This is a genomic window from Vibrio gangliei, from assembly GCF_026001925.1.
GTDB lineage: Bacteria > Pseudomonadota > Gammaproteobacteria > Enterobacterales > Vibrionaceae > Vibrio > Vibrio gangliei.
In genome coordinates, this window is sequence record NZ_AP021869.1 from 1,723,011 (window position 1) to 1,748,469 (window position 25,459).

A 25,459-nucleotide genomic window follows, 5' to 3' on the forward strand; every position below is an offset into this window, starting at 1 on the left:
GTATCTGCGGCATTATCGTCATAATAACGCCGCGATTATCAAACTTTAATGAGATTTATTTCTCAGCAGCAAATGGAACTTCATAATCAGATTCTTTCGCATCATCTTCAAATGTGTAGTTGGTCATTTTTGCTACTAAACCAGCAATACGTGAGCGCATTTGACGACGGTCAACAATCATATCGATTGCGCCATGCTCTAATAAGAACTCACTGCGTTGGAAACCTTCTGGTAAGTTTTCACGTACCGTTTGCTCAATAACACGACGACCAGCAAAACCAATGATAGCTTTAGGTTCACCGATATTAATGTCACCTAACATCGCCAAACTTGCAGAAACACCACCGTAAGTTGGGTCAGTCATCACAGAGATAAACGGTAGACCTTTTTGTGATAGACGCTCAAGTGCCGCACTGGTTTTCGCCATTTGCATCAAAGACATCAATGCCTCTTGCATACGCGCACCGCCACTAGCAGAGAAACACACAAGGCCGCAATTATTTTCAATGGCCGCGTCAACTGCACGAACAAATCGTGCGCCAACCACTGAACCCATTGAACCGCCCATGAAAGAAAACTCAAATGCACATGCCACTAGTGGCATACCTTGTAGTTCACCTTTCATTGCAATTAATGCTTCCGTTTCGCCACTTTCTTTTTGAGCAGTAGACAAACGGTCTTTATAGCGTTTTGAGTCTTTAAATTTCAGTTTATCTTTGGGCTCTAACTCTTGGCCGATTTCAACTTGAGTGCCCGCATCCAAAAACGTTTCTAAGCGACGGCGGGCTTTCATGCGCATGTGATGATCACATTTTGGACACACTTCAAGATTGCGCTCTAATTCTGCTTGATATAACACTTGCTCACAAGAAGTACATTTGGTCCAAATGCCTTCAGGGATAGAGGCTTTACGAGTGTTAACAATGTTGGTAGTTGTAAAAATTTTTTCAAGCCAACTCATGGGAAGACCTTTTAGCTAGATCTCTCGCTCAATGCAAGAGATGAGAATTTGAGAATGAAATAACGGGGCAAATTAAAACACATAATGCCCACACTGTAGATAAAAAACTGGTTGTACCTATATTTACGCGCTTCAAAAAACAGCAAAAAAACCATTTCGCCCTTCTAAGCAGGACAGTTTTTAACCAGCTTATCTCTTCAGCTCACACTGTAAAGTGACGCTATCACGCTAGTGTAATCAGAATGTAAAAAAAATCCAACTAATCTATTGATAAGGCTATTAGCCGCATTGAGTCATCAAAAGCCTATATAAGCCGCCGCTCCTAGGGTCTGTTGACCTTTCGTGGTTAAATTTTGTTCGAGATAAAAGCATTTTAGGCGAGGCAAGTCGATTGTAGCCTAGTTACTCTAAGTAAATGAGACTTAACCTGTCTTATTATAAACTAAGGTATAAAATGCTTTTAGCCGAACCCTTCGGGCAGCGTTTGTTGGTCATTTGTACTGCGTTATCGGCTCCTCGTGTAGGCTAGCTACACCACGGAGCCTCTGCCTTGTTCAAATACCCAACAATTCGCTGCAAAAACAATCACGAAAGGTCAACAGACCCTAAGAAATACATAGTTGTCATTCATTAGTTCGCGGGTAAAAACAGTGGACCGATATCGACACGCGGTAAATTGAACGTTTCCGGATAATCAACATCGACCAAATACAACCCTTCTGCTTTAGCCGTGGCGCCCGCTAAAGTTCTATCCTTTTGTTCGAGCAACCACTGAATCCACTCCGGCTTTTCTTCACCTGTGCCAACTTTAATTAAACTGCCGACGATATTTCTCACCATGTGATGCACAAAAGCATTGGCTTTGATATCCACAATCACATACTGACCTTGGCGTGAAACATTCAAATGCATCACATTTCGCCAAGGGGTACGTGATTGACAATGAACTGCTCGGAAAGAAGTAAAATCATTTTCGCCAAGCAGATATTGCCCAGCAAGGTGCATTTTATCTTCATCAAGTGGATTATGGTAATGGCTAACACCTGAGCTCAAAATGCCAGGACGAAACGTATTATTGAAAATGATATAGCGATAACGACGAGCGGTCGCGGTAAAGCGAGCATGGAACTCATCTGACACTTCATGTGACCAACGAACCGCGATGTTACTTGGTAAATTGGCATTAACACCCATTGTCCAAGCTACCAATTTACGCTTAGAGGTTGTATCAAAATGCACGACTTGTCCGGTACCATGAACGCCAGCATCCGTTCGACCAGCACATTGCACTTCGACAGGATGATTCGCGACAATCGACAACGCTTTCTCTAAATGTTCTTGAACACTCGGAACATCCTTTTGTCGTTGCCAGCCAAATAGCTTGCTACCATCATATTCAATACCTAAAGCAATGCGCATGTGTGGTTACTCTTTTTTCTACATCAAAAATGGGCTGCAAAGTATATACTCAACTGAGATCAAGTCCAATCGAGGTGCGATGTGACTCTAAATGAACACCATCAAAGCGAAGCCAACAGTTTGGTTGCTTCCGCTTTTAAAGTATCATCGCCTTTCGCCAGCACGACTTTGAGCAATTTTTCGGCTGTGCGTTTGTCATCCATTTCAATGAAAACTTTTGCAAGATCAAGGTTGCTATTCATTTCAGCATCAACATCCACATCAAACGCATTCACATCACCCAATACATCAGGGAAATCATCGAGGCCAACATCTAGGTCAGGATCTTCATCGCTATCTTGATAATCCGCATAGGCGGTATGTTTCTCCGGTTGCGCCATTGTCTCAGTTTGAGAATCTTCTTGAATATCATCGATAGATAAAACATCTGGAAAGGTTTGTGGTGAGACATTCAGATCAATATCGACATCACTTTCCACCCCTTCCTGCTGAGTATGTTCGAGGTTTTGTTGATCAACCGCCTCTGATAACGGCGCTTGGGTGATCAAGGATTCATCAAACTCATGGGGCTCATTATCCGTGGCTTCAGGCTGCTCGACATCGAAATCATCAGGTTCATTTTCTGCGTCAAGACGAGCTTGCTCTTCATCGTAAATTAACTCAGAAAGATCAGAGAGTTCTGTTTCTGTTTCTGTTTCTGTTTCTGTTTCTGTTTCTGTTTCTGTTTCTGTTTCTGTTTCTGTTTCTGTTTCTGTTTCTGTTTCTGTTTCTGTTTCTTGATAATGGTTATCTACAGCAGAAACATCCGCAAGCAAAACTTCAGCCTTGGTATCGCTTTTTTCTGAGTCAGCTTTATGTTCAACCGCCAATGGGGAAAGCGCTTGGAGTGGCTCAACATGTTTGGATTGACGCGTGAACAACAAACGAATAATCAATAAAATCAACACAATCGGCAGTAAGATAATGCCCCACAACCAAGGGTGTTGATTAGCAATACGAACAAATGCTTGCGGTGAATCAATCGACGTCGATGGCGCCTCTTCAGCTTGCACTACGTTGGCTCGGTTGTGTTCATCCATCGCCAATGTATCTTTTAACTCATTTAATTGCTGCTGAATTTTAGTCAGCTCTGTGGTCAAGCGAGAGTTCATCTCTTCCACTTTTTCGATATCAATTTTTTCGGAACTGGTTACATCACTCGAAGTAGAGCTTTGGGGTAATGTGGATTGGGCAGCACTTTGCGGAGAATGTTCTGATTCGACTCTTACCACTTGATCAACAGACAAAGCCGGCTCATCAGATTCATTGTCAGAGACGACATTTTGTTGTGATTCCGCGGTAACATCCGGTTTGGGTGCATTATCAGCCGTCGCTGTTTCCTCATTCGCCGAAGAAGTCACATAATCTTCTAATGTTGCCGGTGGTGGTGGCGTGATACTTGGATCAACCTGAGATGGCACAGGGCGCTGTTTATCCGCTTGAATAACCGCCACAGCATTATCCGTTGTTTCACGTTTTATCGCGGCTAAGGTTGGCAAGCGCAACATGCTGCCAGGAATTAAACCGTGGATATTATTGTCTTCAAACGCTTTGGCATTGAGTTTATAGGTTGCCAATACCGTTTGCGCGACAGACACTGTTTTAGAGGGCCGATATTGCTTAGCAATAGACCACAAGGTTTCATCTTCTTGGGTCGGACCATAAATTGATGCGATATCAGCATTGAGAGCATTCGATGAATCTTCAGATTGTGTCACTGATTCAGGTTGGCTCGACACATGGCTTATTGGCACTTCTGCTGTTTTCACTTCATCTGCACAAGCAGTCGGCATTTGAGCAGCGAATAAAAGTACAACCGGTGTAATAAGGTGCTTAAATGTACGGCGCATAAAAAATCGGCTAATCCAAAGGTTTCATCAATAAATTTAAATATATAGGATAATACCCCTATTCGGGTAGTAAAGATGACAAAAAACATTCATTTTTCAGGGAATTTTTGCGCCATGAGCAGTATTTTCGCTCTTATCTGACAAGCTTCTCTCGGCAAGCACAACGCCAATAAAAAGCCCCACCGATGGGTGAGGCTCTGAGTATCACAATGTTTTCGGCGATTAGAAGTAATCTCTAATCAGCACTTCAGCAATTTGTACCGCGTTGGTGGCTGCACCTTTGCGTACGTTATCCGCCACAACCCACATATTAATACCGCTGTGATGGCTGATATCATTACGTACACGGCCAATCATAACGGTATCTTTTCCACCTGCATCACGCACTTGCGTTGGGTAGTCAATACCACGGAACACTTCTACGCCTTCCATTTGCTCAAGCATATCCATAACTTGTTCCGCATCAATCGGAGCCTGTGTTTCGATATGAAGCGATTCGGCATGACCATAAAACACTGGCACACGAACACAGGTCGGATTCACTTGAATCGATGGGTCGTTAAAGATTTTTTGTGTTTCCCACACCATTTTCATTTCTTCTTTGGTGTAGCCGTTTTCCATCATCACATCAATTTGAGGAATACAGTTGAATGCAATTTGCTGAGGGAAAGCATCATTCTCTGCGGGTAAACCGTTGAGCAATTTCGCAGTTTGGCCTGCTAATTCATCGATACCTTTTTTGCCCGCACCAGACACGGATTGATAAGTGGATACGTTAATACGCTCAATGCCTACCGCATCATGAATCGGCTTTAAAGCCACCAACATTTGAATAGTTGAACAGTTCGGGTTCGCAATGATATTGCGGTTACGGAACTCTGCAATCGCTTCTGGATTCACTTCTGGCACCACAAGCGGTACATCAAACTCATAACGGAATTGCGAGGTATTGTCGATCACAACCACACCTTCATCCGCTGCGATCGGTGCCCATTTTTCAGACAATTCGCCACCGGCAGAAAACAGCGCAATATGCACTTGTGACCAATCAAATTCTTCAACGTTTTGCACTTTGATGGTTTTACCATTGAAACGGTATGTTTTGCCTTCGCTACGTTCACTGGCCAATAGGAAAAGTTCGCCAACTGGGAATTTGCGCTCTTGCAATACTTCCAGCATGGTTTCACCAACTGCGCCGGTTGCGCCAAAGATAGCAACGTTAAATTCTTGACTCATTAAAACCTCAATTTAGATATGGAGCGTATGGGAATAAACATAGTTTAAGCAGCCAATTATGCCTGCTTAAATCCCAATTGATAAAAAGGTGTCAGTTCAACCTCTGCTGATGGATAGCCAGATACCGATATCGCCGAATATTCACGTCGATCCCAGTAGTCTTTTCGTATTACATCAAAGGCTTTTGCTTGTTTTTTCGCGTCGGTTTCATCGATCACTCGGCGAAATAATGCATCGTCTTGGCGCACATCATAAATCAACTGAGTTAAATTGTGCAGTAATGCTTGGTTTTTATTACCATCCTTCTTGCTCCAACCTTGCGAGAGGTTCACGCTTGAGACAGGTGCAACCGGCAACAATTGCTCAGGATACGCACGCAATTCCAACCCAAGATGCTGACAAAAACGATTAAAGATCATGGTCGTGCCACGTGCTTTGCCTTCTAAACCATAGCCAGCGATATGCGGGGTGGCAAAAGTCAGCAATGGCAGGAGCTCTAAATCCACACAAGGCTCAAACTCGAACACATCGAGCACGGCGGTAAATCCATCTTGCTTTGCTAGGCGCTGCTTTAAGGCTTGATTATCCACCACCGGCCCACGAGCGGCATTAATCAAAATTTGATCAGCCCGCAATGAACTCAGTTCTGCTTGACCAATTAAGTGATGCGTTGGCCATGTCCCCTCTTTGGTGATTGGGGTATGCAGTGAAATCACGTCCGCTTGTTGCAGCAGCATGTTCAATTCGGTAAAGGAGCGTGCATCGCCTTCGGCTTGTTTAGGGGGATCATTAATCAGAGTTTTCACTCCAATCGCCTGCAAACACTGCGCTAAATAACTGCCAACTTGCCCTGCGCCAATAATACCCACGGTTTTATCAAACAGTGAAAAGCCTTGTTGCTGAGCGATCACCAATAATGAGCTAATCACATACTCGGCTACACCGACTTTGTTACAACCCGGCGCTGAAGTAAAAGCAATGCCTTTTGCCGCTAATAACGCCTGATCAACATGATCCATACCTGCGGTTGCCGTTCCAACAAATTTCAGCTTATTGGCCTTACTCAGTAACTCGGCATTGACTTTAGTCACAGAGCGAATCATTAATGCATCCACATCCACCAGATCATCCGCACACAAGGTTCGCCCTGGCTTCATTTCTACTTCACCTAACTGGCTAAATAAACCCTCGGCGTATGGCATATTTTCATCAATGACGATTTTCATTCGGAGATCTCGGTAGTGAACAAGATGGCCATAATAAAAAAATCCCCGGCATAAACCGAGGATTTTTTAATTAAACTGAATATTTATACCTAAAGTAATTGGAGCTACAGCGAGGCGACAAGTGAATGAGTCCCCATGAGCTTAGTTTACTAAGTGATTGGGGCGAATGAACGCCGTCAACAAAGCTGTAGCTTCAAGTACGAAAGGTATTAAGCTTCGTATTTTTTAATCACAAGCGTCGCGTTAGTTCCACCGAAACCAAAGCTGTTTGACATAACTGTCTTAAGCGCTTGTTGACGAGGTTCAGTGACAATGTCTAAACCTTCCGCTTCAGGGTCAAGCGTTTCAACGTTAATGCTTGGGGCAATAAAGCCGTGCTCTAGCATCAATGTTGAGTAGATGGCTTCATGTACGCCAGCTGCACCAAGTGCGTGACCTGTCATGGCTTTAGTCGCAGAAATCGCAGGGCATTTACCAGCGCTGCCTTTACCAAACACTTCTTGAATCGCGCCTAGCTCTTTTACATCACCAACTGGAGTCGATGTGCCGTGCGTGTTCACGTAATCAATTACATCGACATTTTGCATTGCCATCTTCATACAACGCACTGCGCCTTCACCTGATGGTGCTACCATGTCGTAGCCATCTGAAGTGGCACCGTAACCAACGATTTCACCGTAAATTTTTGCGCCGCGTGCTAGAGCATGCTCAAGTTCTTCGATAACGACCATACCGCCGCCACCAGAGATGACGAAACCATCGCGGTCTGCATCGTAAGTACGTGATGCGCGCTCAGGTGTTTCGTTGTATTTAGTCGACAATGCACCCATTGCATCAAACATCATTGCTGATGACCAGTGAAGTTCTTCACCACCACCTGCAAATACAACATCTTGTTTGCCAAGTTGAATTAGCTCTAATGCGTGACCAATACAGTGAGCAGAAGTCGCACAGGCTGAACTGATGCTGTAGTTCACACCACGGATTTTAAATGGTGTAGCAAGACAAGCCGAAACAGAAGACGCCATAGTACGAGGTACCATGTAAGGACCAATACGCTTCACGCCTTTCTCACGTAGAGTATCAACTGAAAGCACTTGGTTTTGAGACGACACACCGCCAGAGCCAGCTACAAGGCCGGTACGCTCGTTAGAAACTTGATCTTCAGATAACTTAGAATCTTCAATCGCTTGTTGCATGGCAAGGTATGCAAAAGAGGCAGTATCACCCATAAAGCGCATTTGTTTACGATCGATATGCTCGCTTGGGTTGATTTTTAACTCACCCCAAACTTGAGAGCGTAGACCTGCTTCTTTAAATTGCTCAGAACCAGTGATGCCTGATTTACCTGTTTTTAGAGACTCAAGTACTTCTTCTACGTTATTACCAATACTAGATACAATGCCTAGACCAGTGATGACGGCTCGTTTCATGTGACGTTCCTATAATTCAAAAATCGCTTAATGATAACTGACTTATCCATTAAAGTGGTCAGCTTTCCTTTAATAGTTCATCCAGACGAACAAAAATTCATCGCCTAGAAAATTTATTTTCATTAGCCTAACGGGTAGATCCATTCGGCGCGTTGATCTTGATCGCCATGCTACCTAAAAGACGCTCATGTTAAAAGCGAAGTTAAAGTATATACCCAAGTGACTTCAAGATGCAGAATTCAGAGCTATCATCCAATCCTTTAGGCAAGGAAGATTGGCGAAGGAATGTAAGCACCTTTCAAGTCAATCTGACACAGCATAAAGGATTGGATGAAGCTCCCGAAGGGCAAGTTAAAACAAGCTTTATGCTGCGTTAGATTGAACAGAGATAGAGTAACTATGATCATGTCCAATTTGCCTTGCCTAAAGCTTGTTTTATTCTTGCTGAAACTCACATCTTGAAGTTACTTGGGTATATAATAGCCCCCAATTGATACAAAATGACAGGTAATCTCCGCGTGATTAAAAATGCCCAGCTGGATTGGAATGATTCTGGCACCCCAGTTTCCAACCAATTTGATGATGTTTATTTCTCTAACGCCAATGGCCTTGAAGAAAGTCGCTACGTATTTATTCAGCAAAATCATCTGCCACAGCGCTGGCAAAGCTCAGAGAAATCACGTTATGTTATCGCCGAAACTGGGTTTGGCACAGGGCTAAATTTCCTCGCAGTATGGCAAGAGTTTGCCGCATTTCGTGCTGAGAATCCTCAATCATCACTCACTCAACTGCATTTTATTAGTTTCGAAAAGTTTCCGGTTCACATTGATGACCTTATTAAAGCTCATGAAGCGTGGCCAGAATTAGCCGAATACGCGGTGCAATTGCAACAACATTACCCATTAGCGATACCTGAATGTCACCGTTTAGTATTGGCTGACGGCATGATTACGCTCGACCTCTGGTTTGGTGATATTCATGATTCTTTACCAAAACTGGCACAATCCGAAAAAGGATTAGTGGACGCTTGGTTTTTAGATGGATTCGCGCCAAGTAAAAACAAAGACATGTGGAATGAGGCTTTGTTCAACCACATGGCACGTTTAACCAAAAAAGACGGCACTTGTGCGACCTTTACCGCAGCAGGATTCGTGCGCCGTGGTTTAATCGAAGCCGGCTTTGACATGAAAAAGGTTAAAGGCTTTGGCACTAAACGTGAAATGATTGCGGGCCAACTCACTAAACCCAAAGCGCTGTCTACATACGCTCGCTGGCTACCACGCTTTGGCGTTGAAATGGCCGACAATAATGACACCGATAAAACCTACCCTATTGCCATCATCGGTGGTGGGATTGCGAGCGCGACATTAGCTTTAGCCTTACATCGCCGTGGTTATGCTATTGAGTTGTATTGTGAGGATGATGAACCTGCCCTCGGCGCATCTGGTAATCGCCAAGGTGCACTTTACCCACTCATTGCCGAGCCGGAATCACCACTTAACCGCTTCTTCGCTCCTGCTTTCTTATATGCAAGGCAATTGGTAAAACAAGTCTCACAACAACTTCACTTTGATTATGATTTCTGTGGTGTCACTCAGCTTGCGTGGAGCGACAAAGCGAAAGGCAAACTCGATAAAATGTTATTAAACCGCTACCCAGATGAGCTATTAAAAGCATTGGATCAAAATCAAACCACACAAGCTATTGGGCTTGATGTCGATTTAGAAAGTATTCATTACCCGCTCGGCGGTTGGTTATGCCCTCAACAGCTCACGCAAGCCTTGATTTATGAATTAGCACAGCAGCCGAATGTTAACGCTCACTTCAACGCTTGCATCGATGCGTTAAAGTTTGACGTTGAGAAGAAAAATTGGACTTTGATCAGTGATAAAAACGAATTTCGTCACCAAGCCGTCGTGGTTGCGAATGGGCATCAATTCTCTCGTTTTGAACAACTGAAAGCCATTGCGGCAACCGCGGTGAAAGGCCAAGTCAGCCATATTCCAACCACCGACACACTCAGCAAGCTTAAAACCGTATTGTGTTACGACGGTTATATGACGCCACATAATCCCAATAATGGGCATCATTGTATCGGCGCTAGCTACGACAGAAATAATATTGATCATGAATTTGATAACGATGCACAAATCAGCAATGGCGAGCGTTTAAAAGCCTGCGTGCCGAATCAAAGCTGGCCAAATGAGGTGGATACTTCGGGGGATTTATCTCGCCAAGGTATTCGCAGCGTGACTCGCGATCATTTGCCATTTGTCGGTAATGTATTCCAGTTTGAGCCCGTAGTCGAAAGCTACGCTAAACTCGACCCACAGATTTTACGTAAACGCTCTAAATTAATGCCCGACATTCCGCATTATCCCAACTTGTTTTGCATGGTAGGACTAGGTGCGCGTGGCTTATGTTCTGCACCATTATTGTCAGAAGTGTTAGCCTCACAAATCGCTGGTGATCCTATGCCGTTACCGGTTGAAGTATTAGAGAAAATTCACCCTGCTCGTATGTGGGTGCGTAAAATGCTCAAAGGTCGCCCGATCACCGAAGAGTAGCTCCTCAGTCAATAAAAAACGGGCTACCCAATTGGACAGCCCGTTTCTTTATTCGATATACGAGATATTAAGCTTTCAGTGTTGCTGCTGCTTCAGCAAGTTTAGCGGCTACGTCCGCATCTTTCACTTCGCCTTTTTCCACATCAAACACATCGTAGAAACTTGGTACAGAAACCGACGCTTTTACGTCTGCATGGAAGAATGGCGCTGAACCTACCGCTTGAGCAAGAACGCTTTGCGCACCACCAGGGCCTGGGCTTGTTGCAAGGTAAACCACTGGCTTATGAGCAAACATTTGTTGGTTGATGCGTGATGCCCAGTCAAACAGGTTTTTGTACGCAGCAGAATAAGTACCATTATGCTCCGCTAACGAAATCACGAACGCATCGGCGCTTTCTAACTTTGCAAAGTACGCTTTTGCACCTTCAGGGCGACCCACTTCTTTTTCTGTGTCTTCACTGAATAGTGGAACTTGGAATTCGTTTAAATCTAAAACTTCAACATCAGCACCTTCAACTAGGTTTGCTGTGTAAGCCGCTAATTGACGGTTAATTGAATTAAAACTGGTACTAGCACCAAATGCGATAATTTTCATAATGACTCCAATGTCTATCAAAGTTAAAACTGGCGATGTGGTTACTTTACTACTTTGCTTGTAGCCTAACAGCCGATTCCATTCACCAACTTGTTCAAAAATTCAGAACGATATTTAAATCTCACGCGCTTGCAACACTAGCACTGTTTCAATAGTGTATTCCACATGTCTGCCACAATAACTTGATCTGCAGGTGTCAATTCACTGCGTGCAGTATCTAAACTCGCTTGAATGCGCTGTTTAAATATCTCAATATCTTGCACACCTTCTAGCTCACAATCAGCGGCAGAAAGAGAAATGTGTCCACGTAGATAACCACCAGCAAACAATTCGTCATCGGAAGCCGTTTCAACCGCTTGGTCAATCGCTTCTAATAGTTTTTCTTCTAATTCAATAATCATATTTGTGTTTTCTTCCATTTCATTTTCTATCTCGAAATCAACCCCAATCCATTCATGATAAACCGTTACATCACGATAAACTGCTCTGCTTTTAGCGGTGGGGTTTGATAATAATCGCGTAAGGCTTCAGACAACATAGCCACACGGGTCGGTAAACCTTGTTGTAAAATCTGCATGACTTCTTGATGAACCTTAGCCATAAAACCTAATCGATCTGGCTCAAAGTCACCATTCAAGTTGTCACAACTGACCGAAAACGGAAAACCCGCGCTCATCGACAAAATCCACTCATAGGCTTGCGGTCGGATTTCCACTTTTTCAAACTCTGCTTGCACTTGTTCAGTACGGCCGTCGGGCTCATACCAATAACCAAAATCTTCTAGCAATCGACGCTCAGGTCCAGCCACACACCAATGCGCAATTTCATGCATCGCAGAGGCAAAATACCCGTGAGCAAAAATAATTCTGTGATAATCCACGTTGTCATCTGCAGGTAAATAAATGGGCTCATCATCACCACGCACTAATTGAGTGTTATATGACGAAGAAAAGGTGTGATTAAAAACCGCTATGATGGCTTCAGGTGTATGTTTACTTGATGACATTTTGTTCACAAACAAGAGTAACAATAAAATTAACTGCGGCGTATTGTCCTTGCTTTTGCCAACAAGGTAAAGCATGACGCAAACACAAGAGTACTTGTCACAAAAAACACAAAGACAAAACAGAGTTTCACATTAGTTTTTCTAATCATATTAAAGCAAAAATCACGAATAAATTCATTCGTCATAAAACTTGCTTCTCTCTACAATTCTTGCCTATTTCTTTCACTATGCTCAAAGATACAACCATGCTATTAAGTATTATTTATGTTATTGGAATTACTGCCGAAGCGATGACCGGTGCATTAAGCGCTGGACGCAAAAATATGGATTGGTTTGGTGTTATGTTAGTCGCCAGCGCAACCGCAATAGGTGGTGGTAGTGTACGTGACATTATTTTGGGTAATTACCCGCTTACTTGGGTTCAGCATCCTGAGTTTTTATTGATTACCTGCGTGGCGGGTATTTTCACAACTTGGGTAGCTAAGTGGGTCGTGAAATTTAAAGGCGTATTTATCCGTTTAGATGCGCTTGGCCTTGCCGCTTTCAGCATCATTGGCTGTCAAAAAGGCATAAGCATGGGATTGCATCCAGGCATTTGTATTGTCGCAGCCATCATTACTGGCGTATTCGGTGGTTTACTGCGCGATCTGATTTGCCGTCAAGCTCCATTGGTTCTGCACCAAGAGCTTTATGCATCGGTTTCTCTTGTTGTTGCAGGCTTATATTTAGGCTTACTCCATTTTGGAGTAAGTGATGTCATCGCCACCGTCAGCACCTTGATTATCGGTTATTTACTGCGCATGGCATCGGTGAGATTTAAGTGGCGATTGCCGACGTTTACATTGAATATGGAAGGTTCGGTGCATTAGTGCTGTTCAATTTCACCTAAAAAATGTATATAAAAAATGCCCCAACATCTTGAGACATTGGGGCATTCAATAAAAGGTAGATAAGAATTAAATCTTCGGTGTTTCTGTCTGTACACCGTGGTTTTGACCGCGATGACGCAACAAGTGATCCATTAAGACGATCGCCAGCATGGCTTCCGCAATCGGCACGGCACGAATACCGACACATGGGTCATGGCGACCTTTAGTGATCAATGAGGTGGATTCGCCTTGTTTGTTGATGGTTTCACCTGGAACGGTGATGCTTGAAGTCGGCTTCAAAGCAATACTGGCGACAATATCTTGGCCCGAAGAAATCCCACCTAAGATGCCACCAGCATGGTTCGATTTAAAACCTTGTGGAGTCATTTCATCACGATGTTGACTGCCCTTTTGATTTGCAACGGCAAAACCATCGCCAATTTCTACGCCTTTTACCGCATTAATCCCCATCAAAGCATGAGCGATATCAGCATCTAAACGGTCGAAAATAGGTTCACCTAGGCCAACCAGAACATTGGTTGCCACAACCGAAAGTTTGGCACCAATCGAATCACCTTGTTTTTTCAAATCGCGGATCAGTTCATCCAACGCTTCTACTTTATCGACATCTGGGCAGAAGAATGGGTTATTTTCAATTTCATCCCAATCGACTTTATCAATGGTAACATCACCCATTTGTGATAAGTAAGCGCGAACCTCAATACCGAATTCTTGTTTTAGGTATTTCTTCGCAATGCCACCTGCGGCAACACGCATCGCGGTTTCACGAGCCGATGAACGACCACCACCACGATAATCTCGTACGCCATATTTTTGGTGGTAAGTGTAATCAGCATGACCTGGGCGGAATTTGTCCATGATCTCTGAGTAATCTTTCGAACGCTGATCGGTGTTTTTGATCATCAAACCAATCGAAGTACCTGTTGTCACGCCTTCAAATACACCGGATAGAATTTCTACTTCATCAGGTTCGCGGCGTGCTGTGGTATAACGCGATGTGCCAGGACGGCGACGGTCTAGGTCTTTTTGTAAATCTTGCTCTGAAATTTCCAAACCTGGAGGGCAACCATCAACAATGCAACCTAATGCTTTGCCGTGGCTCTCACCAAATGTGGTCACTCGAAAATGCTGACCAATACTATTCCCTGCCATGAATCCCTCTTAACTATCTTTTATTCTAAAAACCCATACACCTATGTGCTGATAACTATGATTAAATCACATTTTATACCCAAAGTAATTGGGATTGCAGTGAGGCGACAAGTGAATGAGGCCCCATGAGTTTAGCTCGCCTAAATGATTGGGGTGAATGAACGCAGTCAACAAAGCTGCAGTTCCAAGTACGAAGGGTATAGATAGTCGCTTTATGCTGCAAAGTTGTAAACCCTAATTTAAAAAATAATCGGCTAATCAAGTACAAAAAATGCCAACCTCGAATGAGATTGGCATTTGAAATGACATAAAAAATTTGAAATTTAGCGAATGTCGCTACTTTTTATAAATTGAAAACTCTGCTGCATGTTCAACTAACTGCTCACGAGTCAGTAAGAACACACCATGACCACCGTTTTCAAACTCTAGCCAAGTAAATGGTATTTGCGGATATTGTTCCATCACATGCACCATTGAGTTGCCAACTTCGCAGATCAAAATGCCATCATCGGTTAAGTAATCTGGCGCATCAGCTAAAATACGACGCATCAATTTCAAACCATCAGACCCCGCAGCTAGGCCAAGCTCAGGCTCATGCTTAAACTCTTGCGGTAGGCTATCCATGTCTTCTTGATCCACATATGGCGGATTAGTCACGATGATATTGTATTTATCTTGTGGAATATCGTTAAACAGATCCGAACGCAGTGGGAATACTTGTTGCTCTAAGCCGTGATCTTCAATATTGCGCTCTGCCACTTGCAGGGCATCCACCGAGATATCGACCGCATCCACTTCCGCATTTTCAAACGCATAAGCACAAGCAATTGCAATACAGCCACTTCCAGTACATAAATCCATGATGCGGGTTGGCTCTTCCGTCAACCAAGGTTGGAATTGTTGTTGGATCAACTCACCAATTGGCGAACGTGGCACAAGTACACGCTCATCGACATAAAATTCTAAACCACAGAACCAAGCTTTATTGGTTAGGTAAGCGGTTGGCGTGCGTTCGTTGATACGCTGAATCACACGTTCAACAATGCGCATGCGCTCACTGGTGATCAAACGAGAATTCAATACGTGCGGAGGTACATCAATCGGCAAATAAAGCGTTGGCAGAATTAATTGCACCGCTTCATCCCACGAGTTATCTGTGCCATGTCCGTAAAACAAACCGGCCGCATTGAATCGGCTGACTGTCCAACGAATCATATCTTGAAGCGTATGCAGCTCTGATACCGCTTCATCTATAAAAATTTTATCCAAGTGTGCCTCCGCATGGCCTTGCTAAAACGTATCCTGACGACAAACCGTTTAGGAAACTCGCATCTTAGCTAAGCTTAAGGTTACAATACCGCCCTTATTGTAAAGGATCTGTCATGAGCGAAAAAAATATCATCGATGACGACGACTTTGCGCTATTTCAGCAAGAGATGAAGGGCGTAAAAAAGTTGTCACAGGATACCATAATCCAACAACCGAAAAAGAATTTACAACAAAAAGAAATTCGCCGCACTTTCCGTGAAGCGAAAGATAATGAATTCTATTTTTCTGATGAGTTTGTCCCTTTGCTTAGTGATGAAGGCCCGACTCGATACGCTCGTGATGATGTGTCGAAATACGAGTTAAAACGTCTCCGCCGAGGTGTGTATGTGCCTGATGTGTATCTCGATTTACACGGCATGACACAAATGGAAGCGAAAAGAGAATTGGGCGCGATGATCGCACATTGTGTAAAAGAAGGCGTCGCTTGTGCCAGTGTTATGCACGGTATCGGCAAACATATTCTAAAACAGAAGGTTCCCTTGTGGCTCGCGCAGCACCCGGATGTGATGGCCTATCATCAAGCGCCATTAGAATTTGGTGGTAATGGTGCATTGTTAGTGCTCATCAATATTCCTGAAAAATAAGGCTCGCAAAAACGTCTTCAACATCAATAAATGTCTTCAACCGGCACGACTCTAAAAATAAGCGTCTCTAAAAACAAAGACCTCTAAAAGAAAGGTATCTTAAAGAAAAGTATCTTAAAGAAAGAAGGGAAGCCTCTGCCTCCCTTACCTTTCTTCATACAATACATGTCTTATGGTTGCGCTTGCCAAAGTACCTTACCGGTTCTTGTTTCTATATCAAAGTCGATACACACCATACCTGAAGTTGGAAACATCGGTGGTGGGATATCGGTGACAAAGTCGGCAGTAAGATAGCCCACTAACGGCAAATGCGACACTAACATAATACGTTCTAATTGCTGCGTTTCAGCCAATGCGCACACATATTCGACCACAGATTCTGAATCCCCGTATGGTGTGATGTCCTCACAATCTTCTACTTTGGCAGCTTGCATCAAAGGCGCAATAGTTTGCCAAGTTTGCTGCGCACGTAAGTAAGGGCTGACCAAAACAAGATCAAACTCATTGTGACCGTTCTCTTTGCAATATTCAGCCATTTCGTAAGAACCTTCGCGTCCACGTGCACTTAACGGGCGTTCTGCATCAGAAGCAGCAAACGTTTCGGCATCGCCATGGCGCATAATAATAATCTGCATACACAATCCTAATCACAACATCATACTGTCGGTAGCGCTCTTACCTACCGACCGTTATACGACTTTAGTATAACAAGTCACTTACAAATATTATCGGAATTCCAGCACATCAACTAAAAAAATTACAGAAATGTACACTTGCCCACAAGATTGAGCTTAATTGTTTGATTTAAGCTCAATTCACTCAATAAACCATTTGCAGCTTAAACTTGAGCCGTCATAATTAATTGCAGATGATAATGATTACGCATTCAACGAATTTCGTCATGATCTTCTACACTTAGCAAACTTACTCTTTTCATTTTGCTGTCATCTTAAATGAGACCATCCATGCCAGGCCTCACTTATATCAAGGAGACTATCGTGCACATTAGTCCAAACGATAAAAAACACTATCGACATATCACTCTTGAAAATGGACTAAGAGTCTTGCTTGTCCATGACCACAGTGCACAGAAATCCGCGGCCGCTCTTGCCGTCAATGTCGGCCATTTTGACGATCCTCATCATCGTGAAGGCTTAGCACACTATCTTGAACACATGTTGTTTCTTGGTACTGAGAAATACCCTGTCATCGGTGAATTTCAATCGTTCATTAGCCAGCATGGGGGTAAGAATAACGCGTGGACCGGCACAGAACACACCTGCTATTTTTTCGATATTATTCCGAATGAATTTACTCAAGCATTAGACCGCTTTAGCCAATTTTTTATTGCACCATTATTTAATCAAGAAGCGTTAGAAAAAGAACGCCAAGCGGTAGATTCAGAATTTCGCCTTAAACTGAAAGATGATATGCGCCGTTTGTATCAAGTGCATAAAGAAGTGGTCAATCCTGAGCATCCTTTTGCTAAGTTTTCTGTCGGCAACGAGGAAACCCTCAGTGATTTACTCGATGATAATGGCAACCCGACATCATCCATCCGAGATGAAATCATTGAATTTTATCAACAACATTATTCTGCAGACTTGATGACTGCAACCTTGGTCGGACCGCAGCTGTTAGATGAATTGGAGCAATTAGCCTCGACCTATTTTGCACCAATTGAAAATCATCATTTAGCAGGCAAAGCGATTCACATTCCCTTGGTTCGCCAACAGGATTCAGCAAAATTCATCTGCGTTGAACCAGAAAAAGACAGCCGTAAGTTAATGCTTACCTTTAACTTTCCTTGTATGGATGGGTTCTATCAATCAAAGCCACTGTCGTATTTTGCGCATCTACTTGGAGATGAAAGCGAAGGCAGCTTATTACAATTGCTAAAAACCGAAGAATTGATCACATCATTGACCGCTGGTGGTGGGATCAGCGGCAGTAATTTCCGTGAGTTTTCAGTGAGCTGCAGTTTGACTCAACAAGGGTTAGAGCAAGTTGACTACATTGTTCGTCGTATTTTTGAATTTATCGAATTACTTCGTCAAGGTGGCCTAGCCGAATGGCGTTACCTAGAAAAACAGGCGGTATTAGAATCAGCATTCCGTTTTCAAGAAGCATCAAGACCGATTGATGTCGCCAGCCACTTGGTCATCAACTTACAAAATTACCAGCCGGATGATGTGGTGTATGGTGATTATATGATGACGCACTACGACGAAGATCATCTACGTCAACTGCTGCAGCACTTTACCCCCTACAATATGCGCGTCATGTTGATCGCCAAAGGCTTACAATACGATCGCCAAGCAAAATGGTATAATACCCCCTATTCCACTCGCTCAATCAGCGATGCCGAATTACAAAACTGGACACGCCCAGAAATCACTGGTGAATTAGCGCTACCAGAGCCCAACCCATATATTTGCTATCAACTCGATCCATCCCCGATTGAAGATGATGCTCAATTACCCGAGCTAATCCAAGACAAACCCGGCTTTCGCTTATGGCATCTCCAAGAAAAAGAATTTCGCGTACCGAAAGGTTTGGCGTTTATCGCCATTGATAGTCCGCACGCCGTATCAACAGCCAGAACCATAGTCGAAACCCGATTATGCGTTGAAATGTTCCTCGACGCCCTGGCAAAAGAAACCTATCAAGCTGAAATTGCGGGCATGGGGTATAACTTATATGCCCATCAAGGTGGCGTAACCTTAATGTTATCGGGCTTTACTCAAAAACAAGCCAAGCTGCTTGATGTCATTATCAACAAGTTCGATACCCGTGAATTTAGCCGATCTCGATTTGATTCCATTAAACGTCAAATGCTGCGTAATTGGCGTAATACCGCCAAAGATCGCCCAGTTTCACAATTATTCAATGCCATGACAGGTATCTTGCAACCGAATAATCCGCCTTATCCGGTATTAATCGAAGCTCTGGAATCAATTCAAGTCGATGAACTGCCGAGCTTTGTGTCTACTATGTTGGCTGAATTGCATATCGAAATGTTTGTCTATGGTGACTGGACTCGTGACAACGCCACTAAACTGGCTGAGAGTTTAAAAAATGCCCTGCGCATGAAAGACCAGCAATATGAAGAGTCGTTGCGTCCATTAGTTATGTTGGGTGTAAGTGGCACATTCCAACGAGAAGTTCATTGTGACCAGGCAGATTCCGCTTTAGTGCTTTATTATCAGTCACCTGAGATATCACCAAAAAATGTGGCGCTGTATACCTTAGCGAACCATTTAATGTCAGCGGCCTTCTTTCATGAAATTCGCACCAAACAGCAACTCGGTTATATGGTCGGTACCGGCAATATGCCGCTTAATCGTCACCCAGGACTTGCGCTATATGTGCAATCTCCCAATGCCGCGCCTATTGATCTCGTGGCATCCGTAGATGAATTTTTGAATGCTTTTTATATGGTCTTGCTAGAACTTAACGAACAGCAATGGCAAAACAGTAAGCAAGGTTTATTGAATCAGATCATGTCGCCAGACAGTAACTTACGTGCCCGTGGACAGCGTTTATGGGTTGCCATTGGCAATAAAGATTACGAGTTCAATAACCGAGAAATCGTGGTTGATGAAATAGTCAAACTTGACCGCAGTGAAATGATTCGTTTTGTCGTGAATGAGCTAAAACCTCGCACCGCCAACCGCCTGATCATGCACTCAAAGGGAACCGCTCATGCAGATGCGCCTGATTTGGATGTGGGGCTAGAAATAGGATCAATTGATGAGTTTCAACTGCGTCCAAAAGATGTAGATCTGGGCTAAGCAGAGAGCAGAGAGCAGAGAGTATTAAAAAAGCTTTGCGCCGAAAAACGCAAAGCTTTTGTTTTTTAAGGAATGTAATGAGAATACTTACGAATAGAACTTTTCACCAGTACCCGCGCGAGTCAGCAACCCATCACAAGGAGCAAAGCGGCTGCCGTATTTTTCAGCGTATCCATTCATAATTTCAACCAACTTCGCCGCGCCCATTTGATCGATATAGCGGAACGGGCCACCTAAGAACGGTGGGAAGCCAATGCCGAAAATAGCACCAATATCACCATCGCGCGGACTAGCAATAATGCCATCATCTAACGCACGAACGGCTTCATTGATCATTAATAATACACAGCGCATCGCAACCACTTCTTCTGAAAGAATCGACTCTGGCGTAACTTTCAAAAGTTTGTAGACCGATTTATCCACTTCTTTCTTCTTACCTTTATAGGTATAGAAACCTTTACCGGCTTTACGACCTTTGCGACCGTCTTTCAACAAGGTATCGAATACATCTGGCGCTTTAAAACGCTCGCCAAGTTCTTCAACTAATATCGGCGTGATCTTAGCACCGATATCGACACCCACTTCATCGAGTAAAGCAATCGGCCCTACAGGGAAACCAAAGTTTAATAGCGCGTCATCAATATGCTCAACCGGCTCACCTGACAATAAGATCTTCGCCGCTTCATTCATATAAGGTGCAAGAATACGGTTTACATAGAAGCCCGCTTTATCTTTCACCACAATCGGCGTCTTGCCTTGCTTACGAGCAAACTTCACCGTGGTCGCAATCACTTCGTCTGACGTCCCTTCATGGGGAATGACTTCCACCAAGGGCATTTTATCGACTGGACTAAAATAATGCAGACCAATCACATTTTCAGGCTTAGCAGCACCTTGAGCAATTTTACTGATCGGCAATGACGAAGTATTGGTGGCAAAAATGACCCCCTTCTTCGCTTGTGCCTCAATATCTCGCACCATGCTCTGCTTCAAAGAGAGATCTTCGAATACCGCTTCAATCACCATGTCTTTTTCACTAAACCCAGTGAAATCTGTCCCACCAGAAATTGACTGCATTTGTTTTTGTAACTGAGCTTTGGTTAATGCACGACGTTTGTACAGCTTATCGAGTAAGTCATAGCTGTACTTCATAGCATGCAAAACACCATCATTGGATACATCTTTAATACGAACTGGTACCTTGGCTTTAGTGGCAGACACATAGCCGATCCCTGCGCCCATTAAGCCACCACCGAGAATACCAACACCATTGATATTTTTAGGTTGAGCCGATGAGCCAAAATCTTTCTTCATTTCCGTTGTAGCAAAGAAAATCGAACGTAACGCACGTGATTGCGAGGTCATGACCAGCTTGCCGAACTCTTGCGCTTCTTTGGCTAACCCTTCTTTGATGCCCTTTTCTAAGCCGTATTGAATCACTTGCAAAATTGCCGGAATAGCAGGGTAATTTCCGCGTGCTTTTTGATTGGCCTTTTTCGCCGCTTGTTCAAAAATCACTTTGCGACCCAAACCGGTATTCGCCAATAATTTCTCTTTAATGTCTGACTTACCTTTACGTTTCGACTTTGAGATAAATTCTTGTGCTGCTTGCAATAAAATTGATGAAGGCACACAAGCATCAGCCAACCCGAGTTTTAATGCTTTTTTCGCTCGAACTTGTTTGCCCGTTAAGATCATATCTAGGCTATCCAGTAAACCAATCAAACGAGGTAAACGTTGTGTGCCACCCGAGCCTGGTAATAAACCTAACTGTACTTCTGGCAAGCCTAAACGCGTAATATCGGCGTCACTACACACACGGTAATCACACGCCAAAGCCAGCTCTAACCCACCGCCCAAACAAGGGCCATGAATGGCAGCCACCACAGTGAAAGGCAGCGCAGCCAGACGATTAAACATCTCTTGACCTTGAGAGGCTAACCCTTCAGCTTCTTGCGCCGATTGACAAGCATCCAGCATGCGCACGTCCGCACCTGCAATGAAGTTATCCGGCTTTAGAGAATGGACGATCATGCCTTTGATCGATGAACGCTTTTCATCGAGTTGCTTAAACACCGCTTCCATTTGTTCTGCAAATTGCGCTTGCAGTGTGTTCATTTTTTCATTCGGAACATCAACCGCTAGCCAAGCGATTTGATTATCATCGATAGATAAAGTGAAGGCTTGTTTTGAACTCACTTGGCTTTCTGAAACGCTTGAACTTTCTGAAACGCTTGAAGTGGAAACTTGATTATCGGTTGTCATGATTACTTCTCTCCTTGCGTTTGTGCATCATCTTTATCGACTTCTAAGATCACTGCTGCGCCTAAACCACCAGCGGCACAAGCTGTCGTTAAGGCTAGGCCACCACCACGTCGTTTCAATTCGCGTAGCGTCTGTGTCATTAAACGTGCGCCGGTTGCCGCAAATGGATGCCCGTAAGCAAGAGAGCCACCAAGTACGTTGAATTTTTCCATATCAATTTGACCAATCGCTTTATCTCTGCCGAGTTTTTCTTTGGCAAACTCTTCTGAAGCAAACATTTTGACGTTCGCTAGCGTTTGGGCTGCAAAAGCTTCATGCATTTCTATCAAATCCAGATCGGCAAGTTCTAAACCTGCGCGATCCAGCGCCATAGGTGTCGCATACGATGGTCCCATCAACATATCTTCTTCTACTTGAATCGCAGAAAAGGCGTACGAACGAATGTAACCAAGCACCTCTAAACCAAGTTCTTTGGCTTTGCTTTCACTCATCATCAACACCGCGGCCGCCCCGTCGGTTAACGGTGTGCTGGTCGCCGCAGTCACACTGCCAAAATTGCGGTCAAAAGCGGGTTTTAATTTCGCATATTGTTCAATCTGAGAATCTTGACGAATATTGTTATCTTGATGAATCCACTCTTTATAGGGTTCTGGATAAGCCGTCATCACTTCATCTTGAATTAAACCATCCTCCCAGGCTTGAGCTGCAAGAGTATGAGAGCGGTGAGCTAGCGCGTCTTGTTCTTCTCGTGGAATCTGATGCGTTTTTGCCATTTGCTCTGCCGTTTGCCCCATCGACAAACCAGTCGAATACTCAGCCACAGCCGGCGGAACAGGCATCAGATCTTTGAATGACAATTTACGTAGAATCGACAGTTTTTTAGGTAGTGTTTTCGCTTTGCTGAGTTCTAATAAACTTTGCGCTAAGGTTTTCGATACGCCAATCGGCAACACAGACGAAGAATCGGCTCCGCCTGCAATTCCCACTTCGATATTCCCCGCCATGATGCTTTCTGCCACATTGACCACAGATTGAAAACTGGTCGCACAAGCACGCGTGACACTGTAAGCATCGGTTGAAACATTCATGCCCGTTCCTAATACAATTTCTCGCGCGATATTGGGCGCAGCAGGCATTTGAACCACTTGGCCAAACACCACTTGGTCAACTAACTTAGGATCGATTTGCGTTCGAGCCAGTAATTCACTGACGACCATTTTACCGAGGTCAACGGCAGGTACTTCTTTGAATGCGGTGCCCTGACGAGCGAATGGGGTTCGAAGCCCCGCCACAATGGCAATACGATCGCCCTGGCGAGTTTTAACTTCCTGCTGATTCATATCCTTTCCTTTATCAATTAGATCGTTCTAGAAAATAGCAATACTTGAGTCTGCTGGCTTTAGAAACGTGTCGGTTCATGGATAACCAAAGTGGTCAGACCTCAATTGTATACAACGCGCCTAAAAGTTAACACTGAGCGACCGGTATTATCGAAACATTAACGTAAACTTGTGACCTAGATTAATGAATCCGAAACAGCCAAGCACAAACGACATAGCCACCTGACACAGACAACATAGCCACAAAAACAACCTTTAGATAACATTGTGCAACTTTTTCACTTCATTTTTGCAGCAAAAATACCCACACTTATAGATGTCACTGAAGCCTTCACTGTAAATGGTTCTGGTATCTAAATAAAGATAGTAAATCAAAAACTTAACGACAATTTTACTCTGGGTCTTTTTTGCAGAAAATTCACATTAATGAATCAGATGTGCACACCTTGAGGAAAATGCATGGCAATTTTTTCATCGCTAGGAAAGAAAAAACTACCTAACACGGTCAATAGCGATATGAATAGACAAAAACGTTACGAGTCCCTTGTGAGGGCTTATCATCGCGATCTTTACCGCTACGCCTATTGGTTATGCAAAGATAAACATATTGCCGAAGATTTAGTGCAAGAGACTTGCCTGCGTGCTTGGAAAGCCATTGATAGTTTAAAAGATGAGAAAGCGGCAAAATCTTGGCTGATTACGATTTTAAGACGTGAGAACGCTAGACGCTTTGAGCGCAAGCAATTCGATCTGGTTGATATAGATGAACCGGGCAACAGCGGCAGCGTCGATGATTCACAGCATCATGAGCTTAATTGGCTACAAAATCAGATTATGAAACTAGACGTTGAATACCGTGAGCCTCTTTTTCTACAAGTTATTGGAGGATTTTCCGGCGATGAAATTAGCGACATTTTAGATCTGAATAAAAATACCGTCATGACTCGCTTGTTCCGTGCTCGAAACCAAATTAAAGAACAACTCGACTCCAATTCATCAACTCAAGGGGCCACACATGGATGATTTAGAATTCAGACGTCGTTTATTATCCGACCCTACTGATGACAGCCAAGATATTTTATCTGAGCTCAACCAAAGTCCTCAACGCAAGAAATACGCAGAAGGCTTGCTCGATCTAGAGCATAAATTAGAAAACGCATTCAAAGTGGATGTGCCTGATGACCTCGCAGATAAAATCATTTTTCAAAGTACTAGCCCGAAACGTACCGTCAATGTTTCTCGCCGTGTTTTAGCATTGGCTGCTTCGGTTATTTTTACCTTCGGTTTATTCATTGGTCAGGTTAATTGGGGGGCATTATTAGTGACCCCAGCCCACGCTAGTCTAGAGACGATGGCGATGAATCATGTTAAAGAAGAAGAGGCCTTTACCGCTTATATTAATGAAGCCAATTCAAGCCAAGAAATTCAAGCCAAATTGCAGGTGTACTCTTACCAATTAGTCAGTGACTTTCCCTACCATATTTATTATCTGAATCACTGTGGCTTTAGTCCCAAACATCATGCGTTGCACATGGTGTTCCAAGGTAAAAATGGACGGGTTACCGCGTTTGTTTCAAATATTGAAGCTCGCACTCAAAGTCAATTTGAAGATTCAGGCATGAGCGGTGAAATAACACCATTAAAACAAGGCAGTTTAGTGTTAGTTGGTGAAAAAGGTGAAGATTTAACTGCCTTATCGCAACAAATAGCACCATTATTAACTTTTAAAGGTTAAGAAATTCTTCCGAGCCAAATGTTAACAAAGCCATAAGC

At 43.6% G+C, this 25,459-nt stretch carries 20 protein-coding genes; 6 read left to right on the forward strand and 14 right to left on the reverse strand.

Annotated elements, in window-relative coordinates; all coding sequences use genetic code 11:
- Window positions 1-55: 55 nt before the first annotated feature.
- The 6 genes from accD to fabB all read right to left on the reverse strand — a co-directional run bounded on the left by accD (window position 56) and on the right by fabB (window position 8,164).
- Entirely contained in the window at window positions 56-961 is a 906-nt protein-coding gene (accD, locus tag Vgang_RS07890) for an acetyl-CoA carboxylase, carboxyltransferase subunit beta (protein WP_105903271.1), read from the reverse strand.
- A 630-nt stretch (window positions 962-1,591) separates the two neighbouring features.
- Entirely contained in the window at window positions 1,592-2,380 is a 789-nt protein-coding gene (gene truA / locus Vgang_RS07895) for a tRNA pseudouridine(38-40) synthase TruA (protein ID WP_105903272.1), read from the reverse strand.
- Window positions 2,381-2,481: 101 nt separating this feature from the next.
- Window positions 2,482-4,269, reverse strand: a complete 1,788-nt coding sequence (locus Vgang_RS07900) for a FimV/HubP family polar landmark protein (protein ID WP_264923424.1) — start codon at window positions 4,267-4,269, stop codon at window positions 2,482-2,484.
- A 222-nt stretch (window positions 4,270-4,491) separates the two neighbouring features.
- A complete protein-coding gene (locus Vgang_RS07905) occupies window positions 4,492-5,505 on the reverse strand; it encodes an aspartate-semialdehyde dehydrogenase (protein WP_105903274.1) in 1,014 nt (337 codons plus the stop codon).
- 56 nt (window positions 5,506-5,561) lie between these two features.
- Window positions 5,562-6,731, reverse strand: a complete 1,170-nt coding sequence (locus Vgang_RS07910) for a 4-phosphoerythronate dehydrogenase (protein ID WP_105903275.1) — start codon at window positions 6,729-6,731, stop codon at window positions 5,562-5,564.
- 209 nt (window positions 6,732-6,940) lie between these two features.
- The gene (fabB, locus tag Vgang_RS07915; RefSeq protein ID WP_105903276.1) at window positions 6,941-8,164 is read right to left on the reverse strand and encodes a beta-ketoacyl-ACP synthase I; all 1,224 of its coding nucleotides are present in this window, start codon (window positions 8,162-8,164) and stop codon (window positions 6,941-6,943) included.
- 500 nt (window positions 8,165-8,664) lie between these two features.
- On the opposite strand from fabB, the gene mnmC reads away from it, so the two are divergent.
- A complete protein-coding gene (gene mnmC, locus Vgang_RS07920) occupies window positions 8,665-10,731 on the forward strand; it encodes a bifunctional tRNA (5-methylaminomethyl-2-thiouridine)(34)-methyltransferase MnmD/FAD-dependent 5-carboxymethylaminomethyl-2-thiouridine(34) oxidoreductase MnmC (RefSeq protein WP_105903277.1) in 2,067 nt (688 codons plus the stop codon).
- A gap of 67 nt (window positions 10,732-10,798) precedes the next feature.
- Here the strand turns inward: mnmC and Vgang_RS07925 are convergent, their stop codons facing one another.
- The 3 genes from Vgang_RS07925 to Vgang_RS07935 form a co-directional block, all read right to left on the reverse strand.
- Window positions 10,799-11,326 (reverse strand): NADPH-dependent FMN reductase, encoded by a 528-nt coding sequence (locus Vgang_RS07925; RefSeq protein ID WP_105903278.1) that lies wholly within the window; start codon window positions 11,324-11,326, stop codon window positions 10,799-10,801.
- Window positions 11,327-11,463: 137 nt separating this feature from the next.
- Window positions 11,464-11,727: a YfcL family protein gene (locus Vgang_RS07930; RefSeq protein WP_105903326.1), complete on the reverse strand. Its 264-nt coding sequence runs from the start codon at window positions 11,725-11,727 to the stop codon at window positions 11,464-11,466.
- Window positions 11,728-11,792: 65 nt separating this feature from the next.
- Window positions 11,793-12,332 (reverse strand): elongation factor P hydroxylase, encoded by a 540-nt coding sequence (locus Vgang_RS07935; protein ID WP_105903327.1) that lies wholly within the window; start codon window positions 12,330-12,332, stop codon window positions 11,793-11,795.
- A 245-nt stretch (window positions 12,333-12,577) separates the two neighbouring features.
- Here Vgang_RS07935 and Vgang_RS07940 point away from each other — a divergent pair, with 245 nt between their 5' ends.
- Window positions 12,578-13,201 (forward strand): trimeric intracellular cation channel family protein, encoded by a 624-nt coding sequence (locus Vgang_RS07940; protein ID WP_105903279.1) that lies wholly within the window; start codon window positions 12,578-12,580, stop codon window positions 13,199-13,201.
- 87 nt (window positions 13,202-13,288) lie between these two features.
- Here Vgang_RS07940 and aroC read toward each other — a convergent pair whose 3' ends face one another.
- A complete protein-coding gene (gene aroC, locus Vgang_RS07945; RefSeq protein WP_105903280.1) occupies window positions 13,289-14,374 on the reverse strand; it encodes a chorismate synthase in 1,086 nt (361 codons plus the stop codon).
- 336 nt (window positions 14,375-14,710) lie between these two features.
- Window positions 14,711-15,643, reverse strand: coding sequence for a 50S ribosomal protein L3 N(5)-glutamine methyltransferase (gene prmB, locus Vgang_RS07950; protein ID WP_105903281.1), 933 nt, complete (start codon window positions 15,641-15,643; stop codon window positions 14,711-14,713).
- A gap of 113 nt (window positions 15,644-15,756) precedes the next feature.
- Between prmB and smrB the strand changes: the two genes are divergently transcribed.
- On the forward strand, window positions 15,757-16,287 hold the full coding sequence (gene smrB / locus Vgang_RS07955; protein WP_105903282.1) for an endonuclease SmrB: 531 nt from the start codon (window positions 15,757-15,759) through the stop codon (window positions 16,285-16,287).
- 170 nt (window positions 16,288-16,457) lie between these two features.
- Here smrB and sixA read toward each other — a convergent pair whose 3' ends face one another.
- Window positions 16,458-16,922: a phosphohistidine phosphatase SixA gene (gene sixA / locus Vgang_RS07960; protein WP_105903283.1), complete on the reverse strand. Its 465-nt coding sequence runs from the start codon at window positions 16,920-16,922 to the stop codon at window positions 16,458-16,460.
- 363 nt (window positions 16,923-17,285) lie between these two features.
- Here sixA and Vgang_RS07965 point away from each other — a divergent pair, with 363 nt between their 5' ends.
- Window positions 17,286-20,081 carry an insulinase family protein gene (locus tag Vgang_RS07965; protein WP_105903328.1) on the forward strand — a complete coding sequence of 932 codons (2,796 nt, stop codon included), beginning with the start codon at window positions 17,286-17,288 and terminating at the stop codon, window positions 20,079-20,081.
- An 87-nt stretch (window positions 20,082-20,168) separates the two neighbouring features.
- Here the strand turns inward: Vgang_RS07965 and fadJ are convergent, their stop codons facing one another.
- Together fadJ and fadI are read right to left on the reverse strand one after the other, a co-directional pair.
- Window positions 20,169-22,346: a fatty acid oxidation complex subunit alpha FadJ gene (gene fadJ, locus Vgang_RS07970; RefSeq protein ID WP_211294098.1), complete on the reverse strand. Its 2,178-nt coding sequence runs from the start codon at window positions 22,344-22,346 to the stop codon at window positions 20,169-20,171.
- Window positions 22,347-22,348: 2 nt separating this feature from the next.
- Complete coding sequence (gene fadI / locus Vgang_RS07975; RefSeq protein WP_105903284.1) at window positions 22,349-23,686, reverse strand: acetyl-CoA C-acyltransferase FadI; 1,338 nt, start codon at window positions 23,684-23,686, stop codon at window positions 22,349-22,351.
- Between the two features lie 459 nt (window positions 23,687-24,145).
- Here fadI and Vgang_RS07980 point away from each other — a divergent pair, with 459 nt between their 5' ends.
- Window positions 24,146-24,709, forward strand: coding sequence for a sigma-70 family RNA polymerase sigma factor (locus Vgang_RS07980; protein ID WP_105903285.1), 564 nt, complete (start codon window positions 24,146-24,148; stop codon window positions 24,707-24,709).
- Entirely contained in the window at window positions 24,702-25,421 is a 720-nt protein-coding gene (locus Vgang_RS07985) for a DUF3379 family protein (RefSeq protein WP_105903286.1), read from the forward strand. Before Vgang_RS07980 ends, Vgang_RS07985 begins: the two co-directional genes overlap by 8 nt.
- The last annotated feature ends 38 nt before the right edge of the window (window positions 25,422-25,459 follow it).

Bases quoted from the DNA above. Each gene is read 5' to 3' on its own strand.
- accD (WP_105903271.1), bottom strand. From the start codon at position 961: ATGAGTTGGCTTGAAAAAATTTTTACAACTACCAACATTGTTAACACT.
- truA (WP_105903272.1), bottom strand. From the start codon at position 2,380: ATGCGCATTGCTTTAGGTATTGAATATGATGGTAGCAAGCTATTTGGC.
- Vgang_RS07900 (WP_264923424.1), bottom strand. From the start codon at position 4,269: ATGCGCCGTACATTTAAGCACCTTATTACACCGGTTGTACTTTTATTC.
- Vgang_RS07905 (WP_105903274.1), bottom strand. From the start codon at position 5,505: ATGAGTCAAGAATTTAACGTTGCTATCTTTGGCGCAACCGGCGCAGTT.
- Vgang_RS07910 (WP_105903275.1), bottom strand. From the start codon at position 6,731: ATGAAAATCGTCATTGATGAAAATATGCCATACGCCGAGGGTTTATTT.
- fabB (WP_105903276.1), bottom strand. From the start codon at position 8,164: ATGAAACGAGCCGTCATCACTGGTCTAGGCATTGTATCTAGTATTGGT.
- mnmC (WP_105903277.1), top strand. From the start codon at position 8,665: ATGACAGGTAATCTCCGCGTGATTAAAAATGCCCAGCTGGATTGGAAT.
- Vgang_RS07925 (WP_105903278.1), bottom strand. From the start codon at position 11,326: ATGAAAATTATCGCATTTGGTGCTAGTACCAGTTTTAATTCAATTAAC.
- Vgang_RS07930 (WP_105903326.1), bottom strand. From the start codon at position 11,727: ATGATTATTGAATTAGAAGAAAAACTATTAGAAGCGATTGACCAAGCG.
- Vgang_RS07935 (WP_105903327.1), bottom strand. From the start codon at position 12,332: ATGTCATCAAGTAAACATACACCTGAAGCCATCATAGCGGTTTTTAAT.
- Vgang_RS07940 (WP_105903279.1), top strand. From the start codon at position 12,578: ATGCTATTAAGTATTATTTATGTTATTGGAATTACTGCCGAAGCGATG.
- aroC (WP_105903280.1), bottom strand. From the start codon at position 14,374: ATGGCAGGGAATAGTATTGGTCAGCATTTTCGAGTGACCACATTTGGT.
- smrB (WP_105903282.1), top strand. From the start codon at position 15,757: ATGAGCGAAAAAAATATCATCGATGACGACGACTTTGCGCTATTTCAG.
- sixA (WP_105903283.1), bottom strand. From the start codon at position 16,922: ATGCAGATTATTATTATGCGCCATGGCGATGCCGAAACGTTTGCTGCT.
- fadJ (WP_211294098.1), bottom strand. From the start codon at position 22,346: ATGACAACCGATAATCAAGTTTCCACTTCAAGCGTTTCAGAAAGTTCA.
- fadI (WP_105903284.1), bottom strand. From the start codon at position 23,686: ATGAATCAGCAGGAAGTTAAAACTCGCCAGGGCGATCGTATTGCCATT.
- Vgang_RS07980 (WP_105903285.1), top strand. From the start codon at position 24,146: ATGGCAATTTTTTCATCGCTAGGAAAGAAAAAACTACCTAACACGGTC.
- Vgang_RS07985 (WP_105903286.1), top strand. From the start codon at position 24,702: ATGGATGATTTAGAATTCAGACGTCGTTTATTATCCGACCCTACTGAT.